We start from the raw sequence: 14,253 nt of genomic DNA, 5'->3' as shown, positions 1-14,253 counted from the left end.
GGTCTGAAACGATCTCAGTACCGATAATGGTCGGGCTTGAACGGGCCTTCCGGCTTGACCCCGATATAGGCTGCCTGATCCGGGCGAAGCTTCGTCAGGTTGGCGCCAATCTTGGCGAGATGCAGCATCGCAACCTTCTCGTCGAGGTGCTTCGGCAACGTATAGACTTCCTTCTCGTACTTGCCTTCGTTCGTGAACAGTTCGATCTGCGCCAGAGTCTGGTTCGTGAACGACGCCGACATGACGAACGAGGGGTGACCCATGGCGTTGCCGAGGTTCACAAGGCGGCCTTCCGACAACAGGATGATGCGACGGCCGGTCGGAAACTCGATTTCGTCGACCTGCGGCTTGATGTTGGTCCACTTGAGGTTCTTGAGACCGGCGACCTGAATTTCGTTATCGAAGTGGCCGATGTTGCAGACGATCGCCCGGTCCTTCATGGCACGCATGTGCTCGACCGTGATGATGTCCTTGTTGCCGGTGGCGGTGACGAAGATGTCCGCGCGCGGGGCGGCGTCTTCCATCGTCACGACTTCGTAGCCTTCCATCGAGGCCTGAAGCGCGCAGATCGGATCGACTTCCGAAACCATCACGCGACAACCGGCGTTGCGCAGCGAAGCCGCCGAACCTTTGCCGACGTCGCCGAAGCCAGCAACCATCGCGACCTTGCCGGCCATCATGACGTCCGTGCCACGGCGGATACCGTCGACGAGGCTTTCACGGCAGCCGTAGAGGTTGTCGAACTTCGACTTGGTGACCGAGTCGTTGACGTTGATCGCGGGCCACAGCAACTTGCCGGCCTTTTGCATGTCGTAGAGACGATGCACGCCGGTGGTCGTTTCTTCCGACACACCTTTGATGCTCTTCGCGATCTCGGCGAAGTAACCCTTGGGCTTTTCCTTCAACTGCTTCTTGAGCAGTGCGAAGAAGACTTCCTCTTCCTCAGAGCCGGGCTTGTCGAGGAACGCAGTGTCGCCGTTCTCGGCGCGCAGACCGAGGTGGACGTACATCGTGGCATCGCCGCCGTCATCGAGGATCATGTTCGGATGGCCGCCACCGTGCCAATCGAACAGTTTTGCGGTGTAGTCCCAATAATCCTTCAACGTCTCGCCCTTGATGGCAAAGACGGGAATACCGGCTGCTGCAATGGCTGCGGCGGCGTGGTCCTGGGTCGAATAGATGTTGCAGGACACCCAGCGGATGTCGGCGCCGAGGGCGGCCAGGGTCTCGATCAGCACGGCTGTCTGGATCGTCATATGCAACGATCCGGCAATGCGGGCGCCCTTCAGCGGCTTTGCAGCGCCATATTCCTCGCGGGTCGCCATGAGGCCCGGCATCTCGGTCTCGGCGATGGCGATTTCCTTGCGCCCCCACTCGGCGAGGCCGAGATCCTTGACGATGTAATCGGAAAATTTCGTGCTCATGCGGCTCAGTTCCTCATAGATGCACCGTGACCTGCACCGCGTCGGCACAGACAGCGCGCGTTCCATGCTCCCGTTCCGGGGTTGCATGCCGTCTTGGACTTTCCGGGGTTGCTATAGCGAACTCACCCTCGCCACGCAATAACATATAAACAAGTCTTTATGTCTTTTCCGCGCGGCACGCCGCCGGGGTGGCGCGCTCAAGATCTTCTGGTAAAGGAAGTCCTGTATTTCTAAATACAATTGGTTTTTTATTTAAATTTCTTAAGTAATTTCGTGTTAATCTCATAAACAATTAAAAATTAGTGCATTAATTTCCTATAAATCTATCCGCCGGCAATGTGACGCCCAAGTATATTTCCGTGGAGGCGGATAATGAAGTGCGCGTTGGTATGGCGTAGTGCACTGAACTCGGGGCGCAGCGTCTGGGCTGTCTTGGCAAGCAAGAAGCGGTGGGCCGCACTCGGTTCCGATGAGCGCGGAAGCGTCGCGATCATCTTCGGGCTTACGATTTTCGTTTTGTTTGCGATGGTCGGCTTGGCAGTCGATTACGCGCGTTTCGTCAACGCACGCTCGCAGACGATTGCCGCGACCGACGCGGCCGTGCTGGCCGGTGCGCGTGCCCTGCAGTCCAATGGGGGCGATCAGGAGGACGCAGAAAGAGTGGCCATGACTTATTACCAGCAGGCCACGTTGAACCGTATTCATCTCTTGTCCGACAGTATCCACTTTGACGCCGTGGACAACGGCACGGCTATGGAGGCGGACGGCAACGCCGTGATCTCGACACCGTTCATGCATCTGGCATTTGGGTTAGCTGGAACACAGTCGTCGACTTTGCCGCTGCTTCGTGCCGATGGATCGGACTATTCTAAGGCTGTGTTGGCTGTGGGCGGCAATGGCGAGCAGAGCCTCGAAGTCAGCTTGATGCTGGACATCACCGGCTCGATGGCCGGTCAAAAGCTGACGGATATGAAGGCAGCCGCAAGCGATCTTGTGAACATCGTCGTTTGGCAGGATCAGAGTAAATACACATCGAAGATCGCGATCGTGCCGTTCGCGTACGACGTTCGTCCGCCGAGTTCGATATTGACGAATATCAGAGGAATTGGCAGCAGCACCAACACCAAACAGAAGATTAGTGGGACAACTTACTATTTGTCAGACTGCGTCGTCGAGCGCGCAGGAAGCGAAGCCTATACGGACGCGGCTCCCGGGGCAGGCAAATACCTCATGGGACATTACGTTAAAAAGGTGAACAACAAGGTCAATTGTGACGTACCTGCAGCAGCCGAATTATTGCCGTTGACCAGTGATAAATCGGCGTTGTTGACAAAGATCAGCAATCTCTCGACAGCGGGCAGCACGGCTGGCCATCTTGGAACGGCGTGGGCGTGGTATTTGCTTTCTCCGAACTGGGGAAGCCTATGGTCGTCGGCAAGCCGGCCAGCCGCCTATGGAACCGAAAAACTCAAAAAAATCGCCGTGCTCATGACAGATGGTGAGTACAACACTCAATATACGTCGCAAGGAATTCCCGACGGTTCGCCATCTCTTACGAAGTGCCCTAATGCAGCGAACGGCGTTTGTTCGAGTGCTCAGGCAGTGTCGCTTTGCACAGGTATGAAAGCGAAGGGCATCGAAGTTTACACGGTCGGCTTTCAATTGGACAATCAAATTGCGGTCGACACACTTTCAAAGTGCGCCACCGACGCCAATCATTTTTACAACTCATCGACGGGCGATGCGCTCAAGGCTGCGTTCCGCGACATCGCGCTGAAAATTTCGACCCTTTACCTCTCGCAATAACGGGCGAGACATCGGGCACTGCTAAAAAAGGGAACGCATTGGCGTTTCCTTTTTTGTTTGTGCTTGGCGACTCCGCTTCGTGGAACCAGCCGCCATGTGGAGTGGATCAAGCGTCGCCGATGCATTCTTCGTCGAAACCGGCTTCGACGAGATGGACCAAAGCCTGAAGCGCTTCCGGTCCTTGCGCGCCTTCGGCGACGATGTGCAACTCAGATCCGGGTCCGGCCGCAAGCATCATCAGGCCCATGATGGACGTGCCGCCGACCGAATTGCCGTGATGAGTAACCGTGACGGCTGCGTCGAAGCTTTCCGCCAGCTTCACGAATTTTGCCGACGCGCGGGCGTGCAGGCCCTTGACGTTGCGGATGATGACTATGGCTTCCGGTTTCAGGCTATTGGCCAGTTCGGGCATCGCTCGCTCTTAACCGCCAGAGAGTTCTTGGCTCGCAACTTTGATGTATTTCTTGCCGGCGTCGCGGGCCATAATGACAGCTTGGTCGAGAGGTGTCTCGGCGCGAATGCTCGCAAGCTTCACGAGGATCGGCAGGCTTATGCCGGCGATCACTTCGGCCTTCGTCTCGTCCATCACCGAGATGGCAAGATTAGAAGGCGTTCCGCCAAACATATCCGTCAGGATGATGACGCCTTTGCCGTTATCGACGCTCTGCACGGCATTCAGAATTTCGAGACGACGCGCTTCCATGTCGTCGTCCGGTCCGATCGCGATCGTTTCGAGCGTTTCTTGTTTTCCAACGACGTGCTCAAGCGCATTGCGAAATTCTTGCGCAAGCCCGCCATGCGTGACGATGACAAGTCCGATCATGTGCGACGGGCCATTTCAGTACCATTCGGTGGAGCCGATTGTAGCTTCGCCGTTTGGCGCGGAAAGTGGCAAGTGTTTGCCGTCGGTGCAAGAGGTTTCTGGATTGACATCGAACCTTACGGCGCAAAACGTGACCGGGGCGCCATCGTGATTGCTGTCACAAGTTTAAGGGCGCTCGAACTCTCAAATGGATATAGGTGGAGCAGCGGAATTTCGAGCCCTAAAATGCAGGTTTCGGGCCAGGGGTCGGGATATCTTTCGATGCCGCCGCTGCTGACGAGGTCTACAACGAGGACGAGATTCGCTTCCGCGATGGCGTCAACCTCCAGGATGCCGAGGCCGCGCACTTCAAGTTTACCGCGTAGGGTCGCGGGCGCGCTCGCGACGATGTCAGGGCCTTGCTGCTTTAGTAGGACTTGGTCGTCGGCGACGAGCTTTACGGTGTCGCGAATGAGGCCGGAGATGCCAAGCCCGAGGCAGCGGAATGCGAGGTCGGATTTTCCGGCTCCGGATGCTCCGCGAATGAGCGCGGCGCGGCTGCCGAGGGCGATCGCCGTGGCGTGAACGCGCTCAACTTCGCCAGACAAGCCCGACTCCAACAATGGGAGACAGCGGGAGGCGAACGGTAAAGCGCGCGCCCTTACGTGACTGAGGGTCGTCCTTACTGCGGTTCTCGGCGAAGATTTCGCCGTTATGGCTGGCGATGATCTCGCGCGAAATCGAAAGCCCAAGTCCGGAATTTTTTCCGCGCTTGGCGTCGGTCAGGGGCCGGTCGCTGTAGAAGCGATCGAATATCTGTCCGAGCTTGTTGGAGGGAATGCCGGGTCCCTCGTCTTCGACGGTGATTTCGACATTGGCGCCGTTGGGTCGGGCCCGCACCGTCACCATCGTGCCTTCCGGCGAGAAGGACAACGCGTTGTCGATCAGGTTCGTGAAAACCTGGCCGAGGCGGCTGTCGTTGCCACGGACCGTGTAGGACGCCGGGCCGCCGGGTTCGATGAACAGCCGCAATTTCCGGCTGTCGTCGGCGAGCATGTCGGTGAAAAGCGCGTTGATGTTTTCGAGCACGACCCGAATGTCGATCGGCTGCATTTCCTGACGAGCCAACTCGGCATCGAGACGCGAGGTGCTGGAAATGTCGTTGATGAGGCGGTTCAGGCGTTTCAGCTCGGCCTGGATCTCTTGGACCAGCTCGGTGCGATCAGTATCGGACTTCGCGTAAGCCAAGGCTTCGGCCGTCGAGCGGGCGGCAGCCAGCGGGTTTTTCAGTTCATGCGCGACGTCGGCCGCGAACTTCTCGCTGGCTTCGATGCGCCGGTAGAGCGCGTTCGTCATGGAGACGAAGGCGCGACCGGTCTGCCCTACTTCGTCGCGGCGGCCCGTCATGTCAGGCAACTGCTCGCGGGCAGAGATGTTCTGCGTCACGCGGTTGGCGGCATCGGAAAGCCTGCGCATGGGACCAGCGACAGTTCGTTCGAGTACGAGCGAGCTTCCGACGGAAACCACGAGCGCCATCGCGGCGATCTGTAGGATCAGCCAGCGCTCATCCCAGAGGATGTCGTCAATATCGCCGGGGTTCGTCGAAATCAGCAAAACGCCGAGGATTTTGTTTCCGCGCTTGATCGGCTCGGCCATCGAGACGATTTGCTGTCCGTGGCGATTGAGCAGCAGAATAGGCGTTTCGATACCATTGATCGCAGCGTTGCGGACTTCCGGATAGAGGAAGCCGTTGGCGGTGCCGAGCTCGCGGTAGACCTTCAATTCCTTGTTGATCACCCAATAATGCAGACGCGTCCAGAAATTCTTCAGGCGCGGTGTTGGATCGTTAGCGTCAGGTGGCGGGTCCGGCTTGTCGTTGCTGTTGGAGAACAGCGCGTCGCCGTTGAGGATCAGTGTGCCCTTGGCCGAATAGATGCGTGCTTTGAGATCGGCAGGGCCGACAAGCTTTCTCAGAATGATTGCCGCCTGATGCGGGTCGATCGGCAGTTCGAGGGCTGCAAACGCATCATCGCGCTGGGCGCGCAAAGGCGCCTTGTCCGGAATGCGGTTGGGATCGAAAATCGCGCGCTCATTAACGGCGCGGTAGGCGATGGCTTCGGCGGTGATGCGCGAAACAGTTTTGACGACGTCAACCTTGGCGTCGAGCAGCCAGCCATGATGAAGGCTCAAGTAGAGCATCGCGAATAAAAGCCCGGCGAGGCCGAGCAGGTTCGCAAGAAGAATGCGGCGTCGCAGGTTTTTCCCGATGACGCGCGCAATCCAACCTTTCGCCAGCCAGCTACCCGTAGCCGTCGCAGCACGCGCCGCGAAGGCGCGTGCATCAAACTTAGGCCGCGATTTAGCCGTTTCAGGCGCAGCGATCTCGCCCGCGGGGCTTTCAAGCGCTGCCGCTGTCGAGATGTCGTTGCTGTCTAGTGCCATCCCGTCCCCGGTGGCTTATCGGGTCGCTTACTCCTTGAAGCGATAGCCGACGCCATAAAGTGTTTCGATCACGTCAAAGTCGTCATCGACCTGCTTGAACTTCTTGCGAAGCCGCTTGATGTGACTGTCGATCGTCCGGTCGTCCACATACACCTGATCGTCGTAGGCAGCATCCATCAATGCGTCGCGGGTCTTGACGACGCCGGGGCGTGTTGCCAGCGCCTGCAGGATCAGAAATTCCGTGACCGTCAGCGTGACGGCCTTGCTATCCCAGTGGCAAGTATGACGCTCGGGATCGAGTTTCAGCTTGCCGCGCTCCAGCACGCGCTTGGCTTCATCTTCGGTGGTCGTGCCGTCCTTGGGCGAAACACGACGGAGCACAGCCTTCACGCGCTCAACGATGAGACGCTGCGAAAATGGCTTCGCGATGTAATCGTCGGCGCCCATCTTGAGGCCAAACAGTTCGTCGATTTCCTCGTCCTTGGAGGTCAGGAAAATGACGGGCATCGCGGATTGCTGGCGCACCCGGCGCAGCAATTCCATGCCGTCCATGCGCGGCATCTTGATGTCGAAAATGCCAAGGTCGGCGGGCTCTTCCGTCAGGGCTTCGAGTGCTGAAACACCGTCACCGTAAGTGCGAACCTTATATCCCTCGGCCTCCAACGCCATCCGCAACGAGGTCAGGATGTTCCGCTCGTCGTCGACGAGTGCGATGGTGCTCTTTTCCTTCATCTTTTCCTCTTCTGCCCCCTCGGCCGCGACGGGAATGCTCGCCATGCCCCTTAGGCGCATATGGCGGCATGGTGTAGCAATTGTGGCGCTCCGATCAAATGGGCTCCGGAGGCTGAATAGTACCTGAATAGGCGACGGGGCCGCTGTCGGCAAGCAATGTGGCGAAATTCGCAGCTTACAAATGCAGAAAAGCGCTTGTTTACGGCCGTTATTCGCCGCATGGTCCGCGTAATGACGACTCTTAGGAATTCTGAGCGGTAACACAGTGTTACCGGTTTTTTCGCGTTCTTATCCCTTTTATCGTCCCAAGTAGGACCTAAGAACGGCTTGAGTTTACAGCTATCCTCCGCCAACAGCGGGACGATCCCGCCGGAGCGATTTTATTGTGCGGCACAAATGGGCGAGTGGTGCGTTTTTCGCCCATCGATGGTTCGCAGCGCTGGCGTGATTATATGTGCGCTGCGCCGATAGGCGCTTACCCCAAAGGGCTAAAATCTTATGACCGAGCTGTTTCCCACACTGCCCTCTCAGAAGGTTCGTCGCAATCTCCGCGAGGCCGAGTTGATGGAATTCATCATTCGGCGCGGCGAGGGCCGGCTTGCCGCGAGCGGCGCCGTCGGCGTCGAGACTGGGCAGCACACGGGCCGCTCGGCGGAAGATAAATATATCGTTCGCGACGACCAGACCGATGACGCGATCTGGTGGGACAACGCAAAGGAAATGTCGGAAGAGCAATTCGACCGCCTGCTTGCAGATTTCGTCGGCTTTGCGCGTCACAAGGAACTCTTCGTCCAGGATCTTTATGCCGGCGCCGACGCCGAGCACCGGCTCAACACGCGCGTCGTGACCGAGCACGCGTGGCAATCGCTGTTTATTCGCCATCTGCTGCGGCGGCCTGAAGCGAGCGAGCTTGAGAACTTCCTGCCTGAGTTCACGGTCGTCGATCTGCCGAGCTTTCGCGCCGCGCCGCTCTATCATGGTACGCGGAGCGAAACGGTCATCGCCTGTAACTTCACGAAGCGCATCGTTTTGATTGGCGGCACAAGCTACGCGGGCGAAATCAAGAAGAGCGTGTTCTCGTATCTGAATTATTTGCTGCCGCAGAAGAATGTCATGCCGATGCACTGCTCGGCGAATGTCGGCAAGGACGGCAATTCAGCGGCGTTCTTCGGGTTGTCGGGAACGGGTAAGACGACATTGTCCGCTGATCCGTCGCGGGAGCTTCTCGGTGACGACGAGCATGGTTGGTCGGAAAAGGGCATCTTCAATTTCGAGGGCGGATGCTACGCGAAGACGATCCGGTTGTCGCAGGCCGCGGAGCCGCAGATCTGGGCGGCGTCCAACCGCTTCGCCACGGTTCTTGAAAACGTCGTGATTGATCCGGAGACGCGCATTCCGGATTTTGACGACAATCGCTTGGCTGAGAATTCTCGCTCGGCCTATCCCCTGGATGCCATTGCCAACGCAAGCCCGACAGGGACCGCCGGACATCCAAAGAACATCGTGATGCTGACAGCCGATGCGTTCGGCGTGCTACCGCCGATTGCGAAGCTGACGCCGAGTCAGGCGATGTATCATTTCCTTTCAGGCTTCACGGCGAAGGTTGCGGGCACGGAGAAGGGCATGGGTTCGGAGCCGAAGCCGACCTTCTCAACGTGCTTTGGTGCGCCATTCATGCCGCGCCATCCGAGCGTCTACGGCAACCTCCTGCGTCAGCTCATTGCTGAGCATGGCGTCGATTGCTGGCTCGTCAACACGGGCTGGACCGGCGGCAAGTACGGCGAGGGTTCGCGCATGCCGATCAAGGTGACGCGCGGCCTGCTCAATGCGGCGCTTTCCGGCACGTTGAAAGAACAGCCGATGCGGGTCGATCCGGTGTTCGGTTTCGCTGTTCCGGTGGCGATGGACGGGATCGATCAGAAGCTCCTCAATCCGCGCCAGACGTGGGCCGATGCGAAAGCCTACGATGCCATGGCGTCTAAGCTCGCACAGATGTTCCACGATAACTTCGCGAAGTTTGCGGCTTACGTCGACGCTGAGGTCATGAAGGCAAGCCCCGTCGTGCAGCCGGGTATCGCGGCGGAATAACGCGCGTTACGCTCGAGGCGGGGCACGTGCGTCGCCTCGGGCGTTGATCATCCGCGTTACGATGCCTAAGAAAGGCGCGCCGGCAGAAACTGGAGCGTCAGAGCATGGGCACCCGTATTCCTTTCACACGTCCCGACGGCAAGACGGCCGAGGGTTACCTTTCGCTCGCAGGCACCGCGAATGCGCCGGGCGTTGTCGTCATCCAGGAATGGTGGGGACTGCAGGAACAGATCAAGGGTCTGTGCGATCGCTTTGCGCTTCTCGGTTACGATGCGTTAGCGCCGGACCTTTATGCCGGAACCGTTATTCCCTATCACGATAGCGAAGGCGCTTTGCGCGAGATGCAGTCGCTGAACTTCCTCGACGCATGCGATCAGGTTGTGCGCGGCGCAGCGCAGTTTCTGTTGAAGTCGAGCCCACAGGTTGCGGTGGCGGGGTTCTGCATGGGCGGTGCCGTTACGGTGCTGGCGGCGTGCCGCGTTCCGGAGTTTGCCGCGGCGGTTTCGTTCTATGGCCTGCCGCCGGATGCGGTCGCGAAGCCGGCGGATGTGAAAATTCCGCTGCAGGGGCATTTTGCAAACAGCGATGATTTCGTGACGCCTGAGAACGTCAATGCGTTCGAGGCGGGGTTGAAGGCAGCTGGCAAGGCGTTCGAGTTCTACCGCTATGATGCAAGCCACGCGTTCATGAACGAGCAGCGCTCTGTTCATGATCGTCACTGTGCCGAGCTTGCGTGGGAGCGCACGAGCGCATTTCTGAAGCAGAAGCTCGGGTAGGCTGCAGCTTCTGTGACTTTATTGGCTGAAGTTCTCTCATCCTCGGGTCGGCCCCGAGGATGACGATTACCTCTTGAAATCAGCCAGCGTCAGCAGCGGCTCGAAATTCAGGCCGGCGGTGGCGAAGGTTTCAGCCGCGCCGTCCAGGCGGTCGACGATGGTGATGACGCGCACGATGTCGGCGCCGGCCGCTTTCAAGGCGTCAGCCGCTTTCAAGGCCGAGCCGCCGGTCGTGGTCACGTCTTCGACGACGACGATTTTCTTGCCGGCCATGCTTTCGCCCTTCGCCAGTCCTTCGACGAGCGCTTGCGTGCCATGTTCCTTGACCTGCTTGCGCACGAAGAAGGCGGGCAGCTTTCGCCCTTCGGTAAAAGCAACGGCCGCCACGCTCGATGCAATCGGCACGGCGCCCATTTCCAGGCCGCCAATGAGGTCGACATCGGTACCTTCGAGCTGATCGAGGATCAGCGATGCGACGAGATAGGCCCCTTCGCTATCGAGCATCGTCGGTTTCATATTAAAGTAAAAAGTCGATGTTTTACCTGACGCGAGCTTGAATTCCGGCCCCTCCTGGAAGGACCGCGACTTAATGAGCTCGATAAGTCGCGCCCGGCGGGCGGCGCGGTCGGCCGATTTTCCTGGCATTCGGACAGAAGCCCTTGCGTTTTGTCGTTCGGATGCGCAAACACCCGAGTTCCGAAGGCATGTCAAGTTTCGAGGGGGCAGAGGCAGTGGATCGCCAGCGCACGATGTGGACCTGGTGGGCGACTTTGACGGAGCGACCGTGGTTGCCGTCACTGGCGCTTCTGGCGCTGTGTGCCGTCGTCTATTTGCCGGGTCTCGTGCGCCTGCCGCCCGTCGATCGCACGGAAATCATTTGGTCGGAGACGACCCGGGCAATGGTCGATCGGGGCGACTGGACGACCCCACGGTTTGGCGACGTCGTCCACCAATATCGCCCGATCGGCACGTTCTGGGCGCAGGGTGCGGCGCGATGGCTGGCGGGACCAGCGCATGATCGCGATATTAGCGTCTATCGCATTCCGTCGCTTCTGGCGGTGACGTTGGCAGTCCTCGCGCTGTTTTGGCTGGCGCGCGGATTGGTCGGAGCGGAGACCGCGCTGATTGCATCGGCGCTGTTTGCGGTCGCGCCGTTGACGGTGCTCGTCTCGCAACTTGCCATTGCCGAGGGGTTGTCGCTGTTACCCGCGACGGTGGCGATGCTGGCGCTCGCGCGCATTTATACCAATGAGGAAGAGCCGATCGGAACGGCGCTGCTGTTCTGGGTCGCGGTCGGTATCGGCATTCTCATTAATGCGCTTCTGGTTCCGATCCTTGTTCTGGCGACGCTGATCGCGCTTTACGTTTTTGATCGTGATCTATCTTGGCTGAAGCGGTTACGTCCGGTCCTTGGCGTGCCGATTGCGTTGGTGCTCGGCGCTCCGTGGCTGTTGGTGCGTGCGCATCAGGACGGCGTGGCGTTTTCGGGTCTGAGCTGGCGGGAATTTCTGGCGGCGCTCGGCGGTGCGCAGGACATGAAGCTTCGCGCTTTTCCCGGCACGTTTGTTCTGGCGCTGTTGCTTGGTTTCATCCCTGGAACGATGCTGCTCGGCACCGCCGTCAAACGGTTCTGGGCCGAACGCGAGCAACAGCGATTGCCGCGTTTCCTGCTCGCCTGGGTTATCGGATACCTGATTTATCTCGAAGGGCTGTCGTCGAAGCCCGGCACCTACATGGTGCAGACGATGTTTCCGGCACTGGCGCTCGCTGTGGCGATGGTCGTGACGAGTGAGCGGGGCGACGGCAAGCAGCCGGAATGGAGCGGCTTCTGGATCTGGCCGACTGCGCTCGCGGCGCTGCCGTTGGCGATTTTCGCGGCCGTTTATGCCTTCGTCGGCGAGTTGCCGGGTCTTCTCGCGCTGGTCCTTATCGCCGTCATCGCGTCGCTCTTCATCTGGACCGGCCAGCTTGGCCGCGAAGGGCACTTGCGGCGCTGGGCGGCGGTGGGCGTTTCCGCGCTCGGACTGTTCGGAGTGACGCTGCTCGGCGTCGTGCTGCCCAGCATCGACAGGATCTGGCCGGCGCAGATGATCACGACGGCCATTGCCGCCTGTCCGAAGCAGGATGCGGTCATGATCGGGTTTCGCGAACCGTCGGGCCGGTTTCTTCTCGACATTCCGCCCGAGCGGCAGACCCCGGATGCGTTGGCTGAGCGTTTCGCAGCCAAGACGCCGACGTTGTCAATTGTCGAAGATCGGTGGGCGAAACGGACGAATTGGGCGCTTCAGTCAAAATCGCAAGAGCGCCTGGCGCAGCCCACGGGTTGTGTTTCAGCCTACAACGTGATGCGCGGCTGCCCGCTCTATTTTCGCATTTATTCGCCTAACCCCGCGGAACCCTGCACCATGCCGGCGACGTTTTCCTGTTCCGAGAAGACGGCGCCCATCGGCTTCGAGAAATCAGGCGACTGCGACTGAAGTACCGAATATCCAGGCCGGAAGCCCCTGCGCAGAGGGCGGCTGCGGTGTTATATAACCGACAGATCAACCGAGGATTGTTTCAAAAATGTTCAACCCGGAACGCCCGCCCGAGATTGCCGCCCAGCGTTGGCTGAACTCGGATTCAAAGCGCACGCTGAAGGCCGAAAAGGGCAAAGTCATCGTCGTTGCCGTGTGGCAGCTCGTTTGTCCGGGCTCGCAGAAATTCGGTCTGCCGCAGGCGATGCGTCTGCGCGGTGCGTTCGAAGAGAACGAAGTTGCAGTCTTTGGACTTCACATGCCGTTCGAGCGACTCGAGGAGCAGACGCCGGAAAAAGTCGAAACCTATTTGAACGAGAACGGCATCACCATTCCGGTTGCGCTCGACAAGCCGAACGGCGACGGTTTGCCGGAGACGATGAAGGCCTATGAGCTGCAAGGCACGCCTGCGCTGCTGCTGTTCGATCGGCAGGGGCGCCTGCGCCGGCACTATCTCGGTGCGGTCGATGATTTCCGCCTCGGCGCCGAGGTGATGGCGCTGTTGATCGAAGATAAGGACAGCCCGCGCGAGATGTCGATTGCGCTCGAGCGCAAGCTTGCGGCGGCGCTCGTCGATCCGGAAGCGCATCACCATCATGAGCATGGCGACGAATGCGGCTGCGGACACGATCACAGCCACGACCATGGACATGACCATGATCATCACCATCATCACGGGCATGATCACGACCACGATCATGGCGTCGCGCACGGGCTTCCCGGCCATGTGCATGGTCCGGATTGCAAGCACTGATGGCGGCTAAACCTCCGAAAGACGAGGTGGAGACCGCGCAGGAGGAAAAACCCTCCAAATCGAACGATCCGTCGCCGGGCTCCGGACTCAGCCGCAAGGAGAAGCAGCAGGTCCGAGAAGGCGTGCGCCATCGCCCGGCGGTCGTTTATGAGATCATCCGCGTGCAGGGCGAGATCGAGCTTCGGCGGCCGGTTTCGGCGCTGTGGTGGTCGGGCGTGGCGGCGGGCATCTCGATCGGCTTTTCGTTTTTGACCGAAGCGGCGATTGCAGCGCATCTTCCTGCAGGTGGATCGAGCGAGGTTATTGCCAAGCTCGGATATGCCGTCGGCTTCCTGATTGTCATTCTCGGGCATCAGCAGCTTTTTACCGAAAACGTGCTGACGGCCGTTCTGCCGATCATGGCGCGCAAGCAGCTGCACTGGGTTTTGCGGATGGTGCGCCTGTGGGGCATCGTGCTCGCAGCGAACATCGTCGGCTGTTTGATCTTCGCGATGGCGATGGCCTTCCTGCCGATCGTGCCGGCGGACGTCGCGACGGCGATGAGCGACATCGTCGGCAGGGTCATGGCCAATACACCGGGCGAGATGTTCGCCAAGGGCATCGGCGCGGGCTGGATCATCGCGGCGCTCGTCTGGATCTTGTCATCGACGGAGCACGTCGAGTTTCTGATCATCACGCTGCTGACGTATCTGATCGCGCTGTTCGGCTTTACGCACATTGTTGCCGGAAGCGCGGAAGCGATCTACGGCGTGCTGACGGGCACCACGACGCTTGAGAATGCGGTGTTCCGTTTCTTCATGCCGACGCTGGCGGGCAATGTTTTTGGCGGTACCGTTCTGTTTTCGGTGCTGAGCTACGCGCAGGTTCGCGAGGAAATCTACGCCGATCCGGACGGGAAATAGCCGTCCGACTT

13 protein-coding genes are annotated in these 14,253 nt (G+C 59.3%); 6 read left to right on the top strand and 7 right to left on the bottom strand.

Going from position 1 to position 14,253, the window contains the following annotated elements; all coding sequences use genetic code 11:
- Positions 1-14 precede the first annotated feature (14 nt).
- Positions 15-1,424 (bottom strand): adenosylhomocysteinase, encoded by a 1,410-nt coding sequence (ahcY, locus tag RLW55_RS01870; protein WP_409562098.1) that lies wholly within the window; start codon positions 1,422-1,424, stop codon positions 15-17.
- Positions 1,425-1,949: 525 nt separating this feature from the next.
- Between ahcY and RLW55_RS01865 the strand changes: the two genes are divergently transcribed.
- Positions 1,950-3,230 (top strand): VWA domain-containing protein, encoded by a 1,281-nt coding sequence (locus RLW55_RS01865; RefSeq protein ID WP_423416366.1) that lies wholly within the window; start codon positions 1,950-1,952, stop codon positions 3,228-3,230.
- 106 nt (positions 3,231-3,336) lie between these two features.
- Here RLW55_RS01865 and RLW55_RS01860 read toward each other — a convergent pair whose 3' ends face one another.
- From RLW55_RS01860 to RLW55_RS01840, 5 genes are all read right to left on the bottom strand, one after another.
- Positions 3,337-3,642, bottom strand: coding sequence for an HPr family phosphocarrier protein (locus tag RLW55_RS01860; protein ID WP_409562099.1), 306 nt, complete (start codon positions 3,640-3,642; stop codon positions 3,337-3,339).
- Positions 3,643-3,651: 9 nt separating this feature from the next.
- Complete coding sequence (locus RLW55_RS01855) at positions 3,652-4,053, bottom strand: PTS sugar transporter subunit IIA (RefSeq protein WP_423415393.1); 402 nt, start codon at positions 4,051-4,053, stop codon at positions 3,652-3,654.
- 116 nt (positions 4,054-4,169) lie between these two features.
- Positions 4,170-4,640, bottom strand: a complete 471-nt coding sequence (locus tag RLW55_RS01850) for an HPr kinase/phosphorylase (protein WP_409562100.1) — start codon at positions 4,638-4,640, stop codon at positions 4,170-4,172.
- Positions 4,624-6,474, bottom strand: coding sequence for a sensor histidine kinase (locus RLW55_RS01845; protein ID WP_409562101.1), 1,851 nt, complete (start codon positions 6,472-6,474; stop codon positions 4,624-4,626). Before RLW55_RS01845 ends, RLW55_RS01850 begins: the two co-directional genes overlap by 17 nt.
- 27 nt (positions 6,475-6,501) lie before the next feature.
- Positions 6,502-7,206: a response regulator transcription factor gene (locus RLW55_RS01840; RefSeq protein ID WP_024275335.1), complete on the bottom strand. Its 705-nt coding sequence runs from the start codon at positions 7,204-7,206 to the stop codon at positions 6,502-6,504.
- A gap of 498 nt (positions 7,207-7,704) precedes the next feature.
- On the opposite strand from RLW55_RS01840, the gene RLW55_RS01835 reads away from it, so the two are divergent.
- Positions 7,705-9,294: a phosphoenolpyruvate carboxykinase gene (locus RLW55_RS01835; RefSeq protein ID WP_423415392.1), complete on the top strand. Its 1,590-nt coding sequence runs from the start codon at positions 7,705-7,707 to the stop codon at positions 9,292-9,294.
- Between the two features lie 104 nt (positions 9,295-9,398).
- Positions 9,399-10,070, top strand: coding sequence for a dienelactone hydrolase family protein (locus RLW55_RS01830; RefSeq protein ID WP_013946213.1), 672 nt, complete (start codon positions 9,399-9,401; stop codon positions 10,068-10,070).
- A gap of 66 nt (positions 10,071-10,136) precedes the next feature.
- On the opposite strand, the gene pyrE is transcribed toward RLW55_RS01830, so the two are convergent.
- Entirely contained in the window at positions 10,137-10,715 is a 579-nt protein-coding gene (gene pyrE, locus RLW55_RS01825) for an orotate phosphoribosyltransferase (RefSeq protein ID WP_423415391.1), read from the bottom strand.
- Between the two features lie 59 nt (positions 10,716-10,774).
- On the opposite strand from pyrE, the gene RLW55_RS01820 reads away from it, so the two are divergent.
- The 3 genes from RLW55_RS01820 (at position 10,775) to RLW55_RS01810 (ending at position 14,242) form a co-directional block, all read left to right on the top strand.
- Positions 10,775-12,547 carry an ArnT family glycosyltransferase gene (locus RLW55_RS01820; protein ID WP_423415390.1) on the top strand — a complete coding sequence of 591 codons (1,773 nt, stop codon included), beginning with the start codon at positions 10,775-10,777 and terminating at the stop codon, positions 12,545-12,547.
- A gap of 88 nt (positions 12,548-12,635) precedes the next feature.
- The gene (locus tag RLW55_RS01815) at positions 12,636-13,340 is read left to right on the top strand and encodes a TlpA disulfide reductase family protein (RefSeq protein WP_409562105.1); all 705 of its coding nucleotides are present in this window, start codon (positions 12,636-12,638) and stop codon (positions 13,338-13,340) included.
- Entirely contained in the window at positions 13,340-14,242 is a 903-nt protein-coding gene (locus tag RLW55_RS01810; protein ID WP_423415389.1) for a formate/nitrite transporter family protein, read from the top strand. Before RLW55_RS01815 ends, RLW55_RS01810 begins: the two co-directional genes overlap by 1 nt.
- The last annotated feature ends 11 nt before the right edge of the window (positions 14,243-14,253 follow it).

The organism is Hyphomicrobium sp. B1 (assembly GCF_049532635.1).
Taxonomy (GTDB): domain Bacteria; phylum Pseudomonadota; class Alphaproteobacteria; order Rhizobiales; family Hyphomicrobiaceae; genus Hyphomicrobium_B.
Note: the sequence above shows the minus strand (reverse complement) of the source record. Positions and strands in the feature narration are given on the sequence as shown.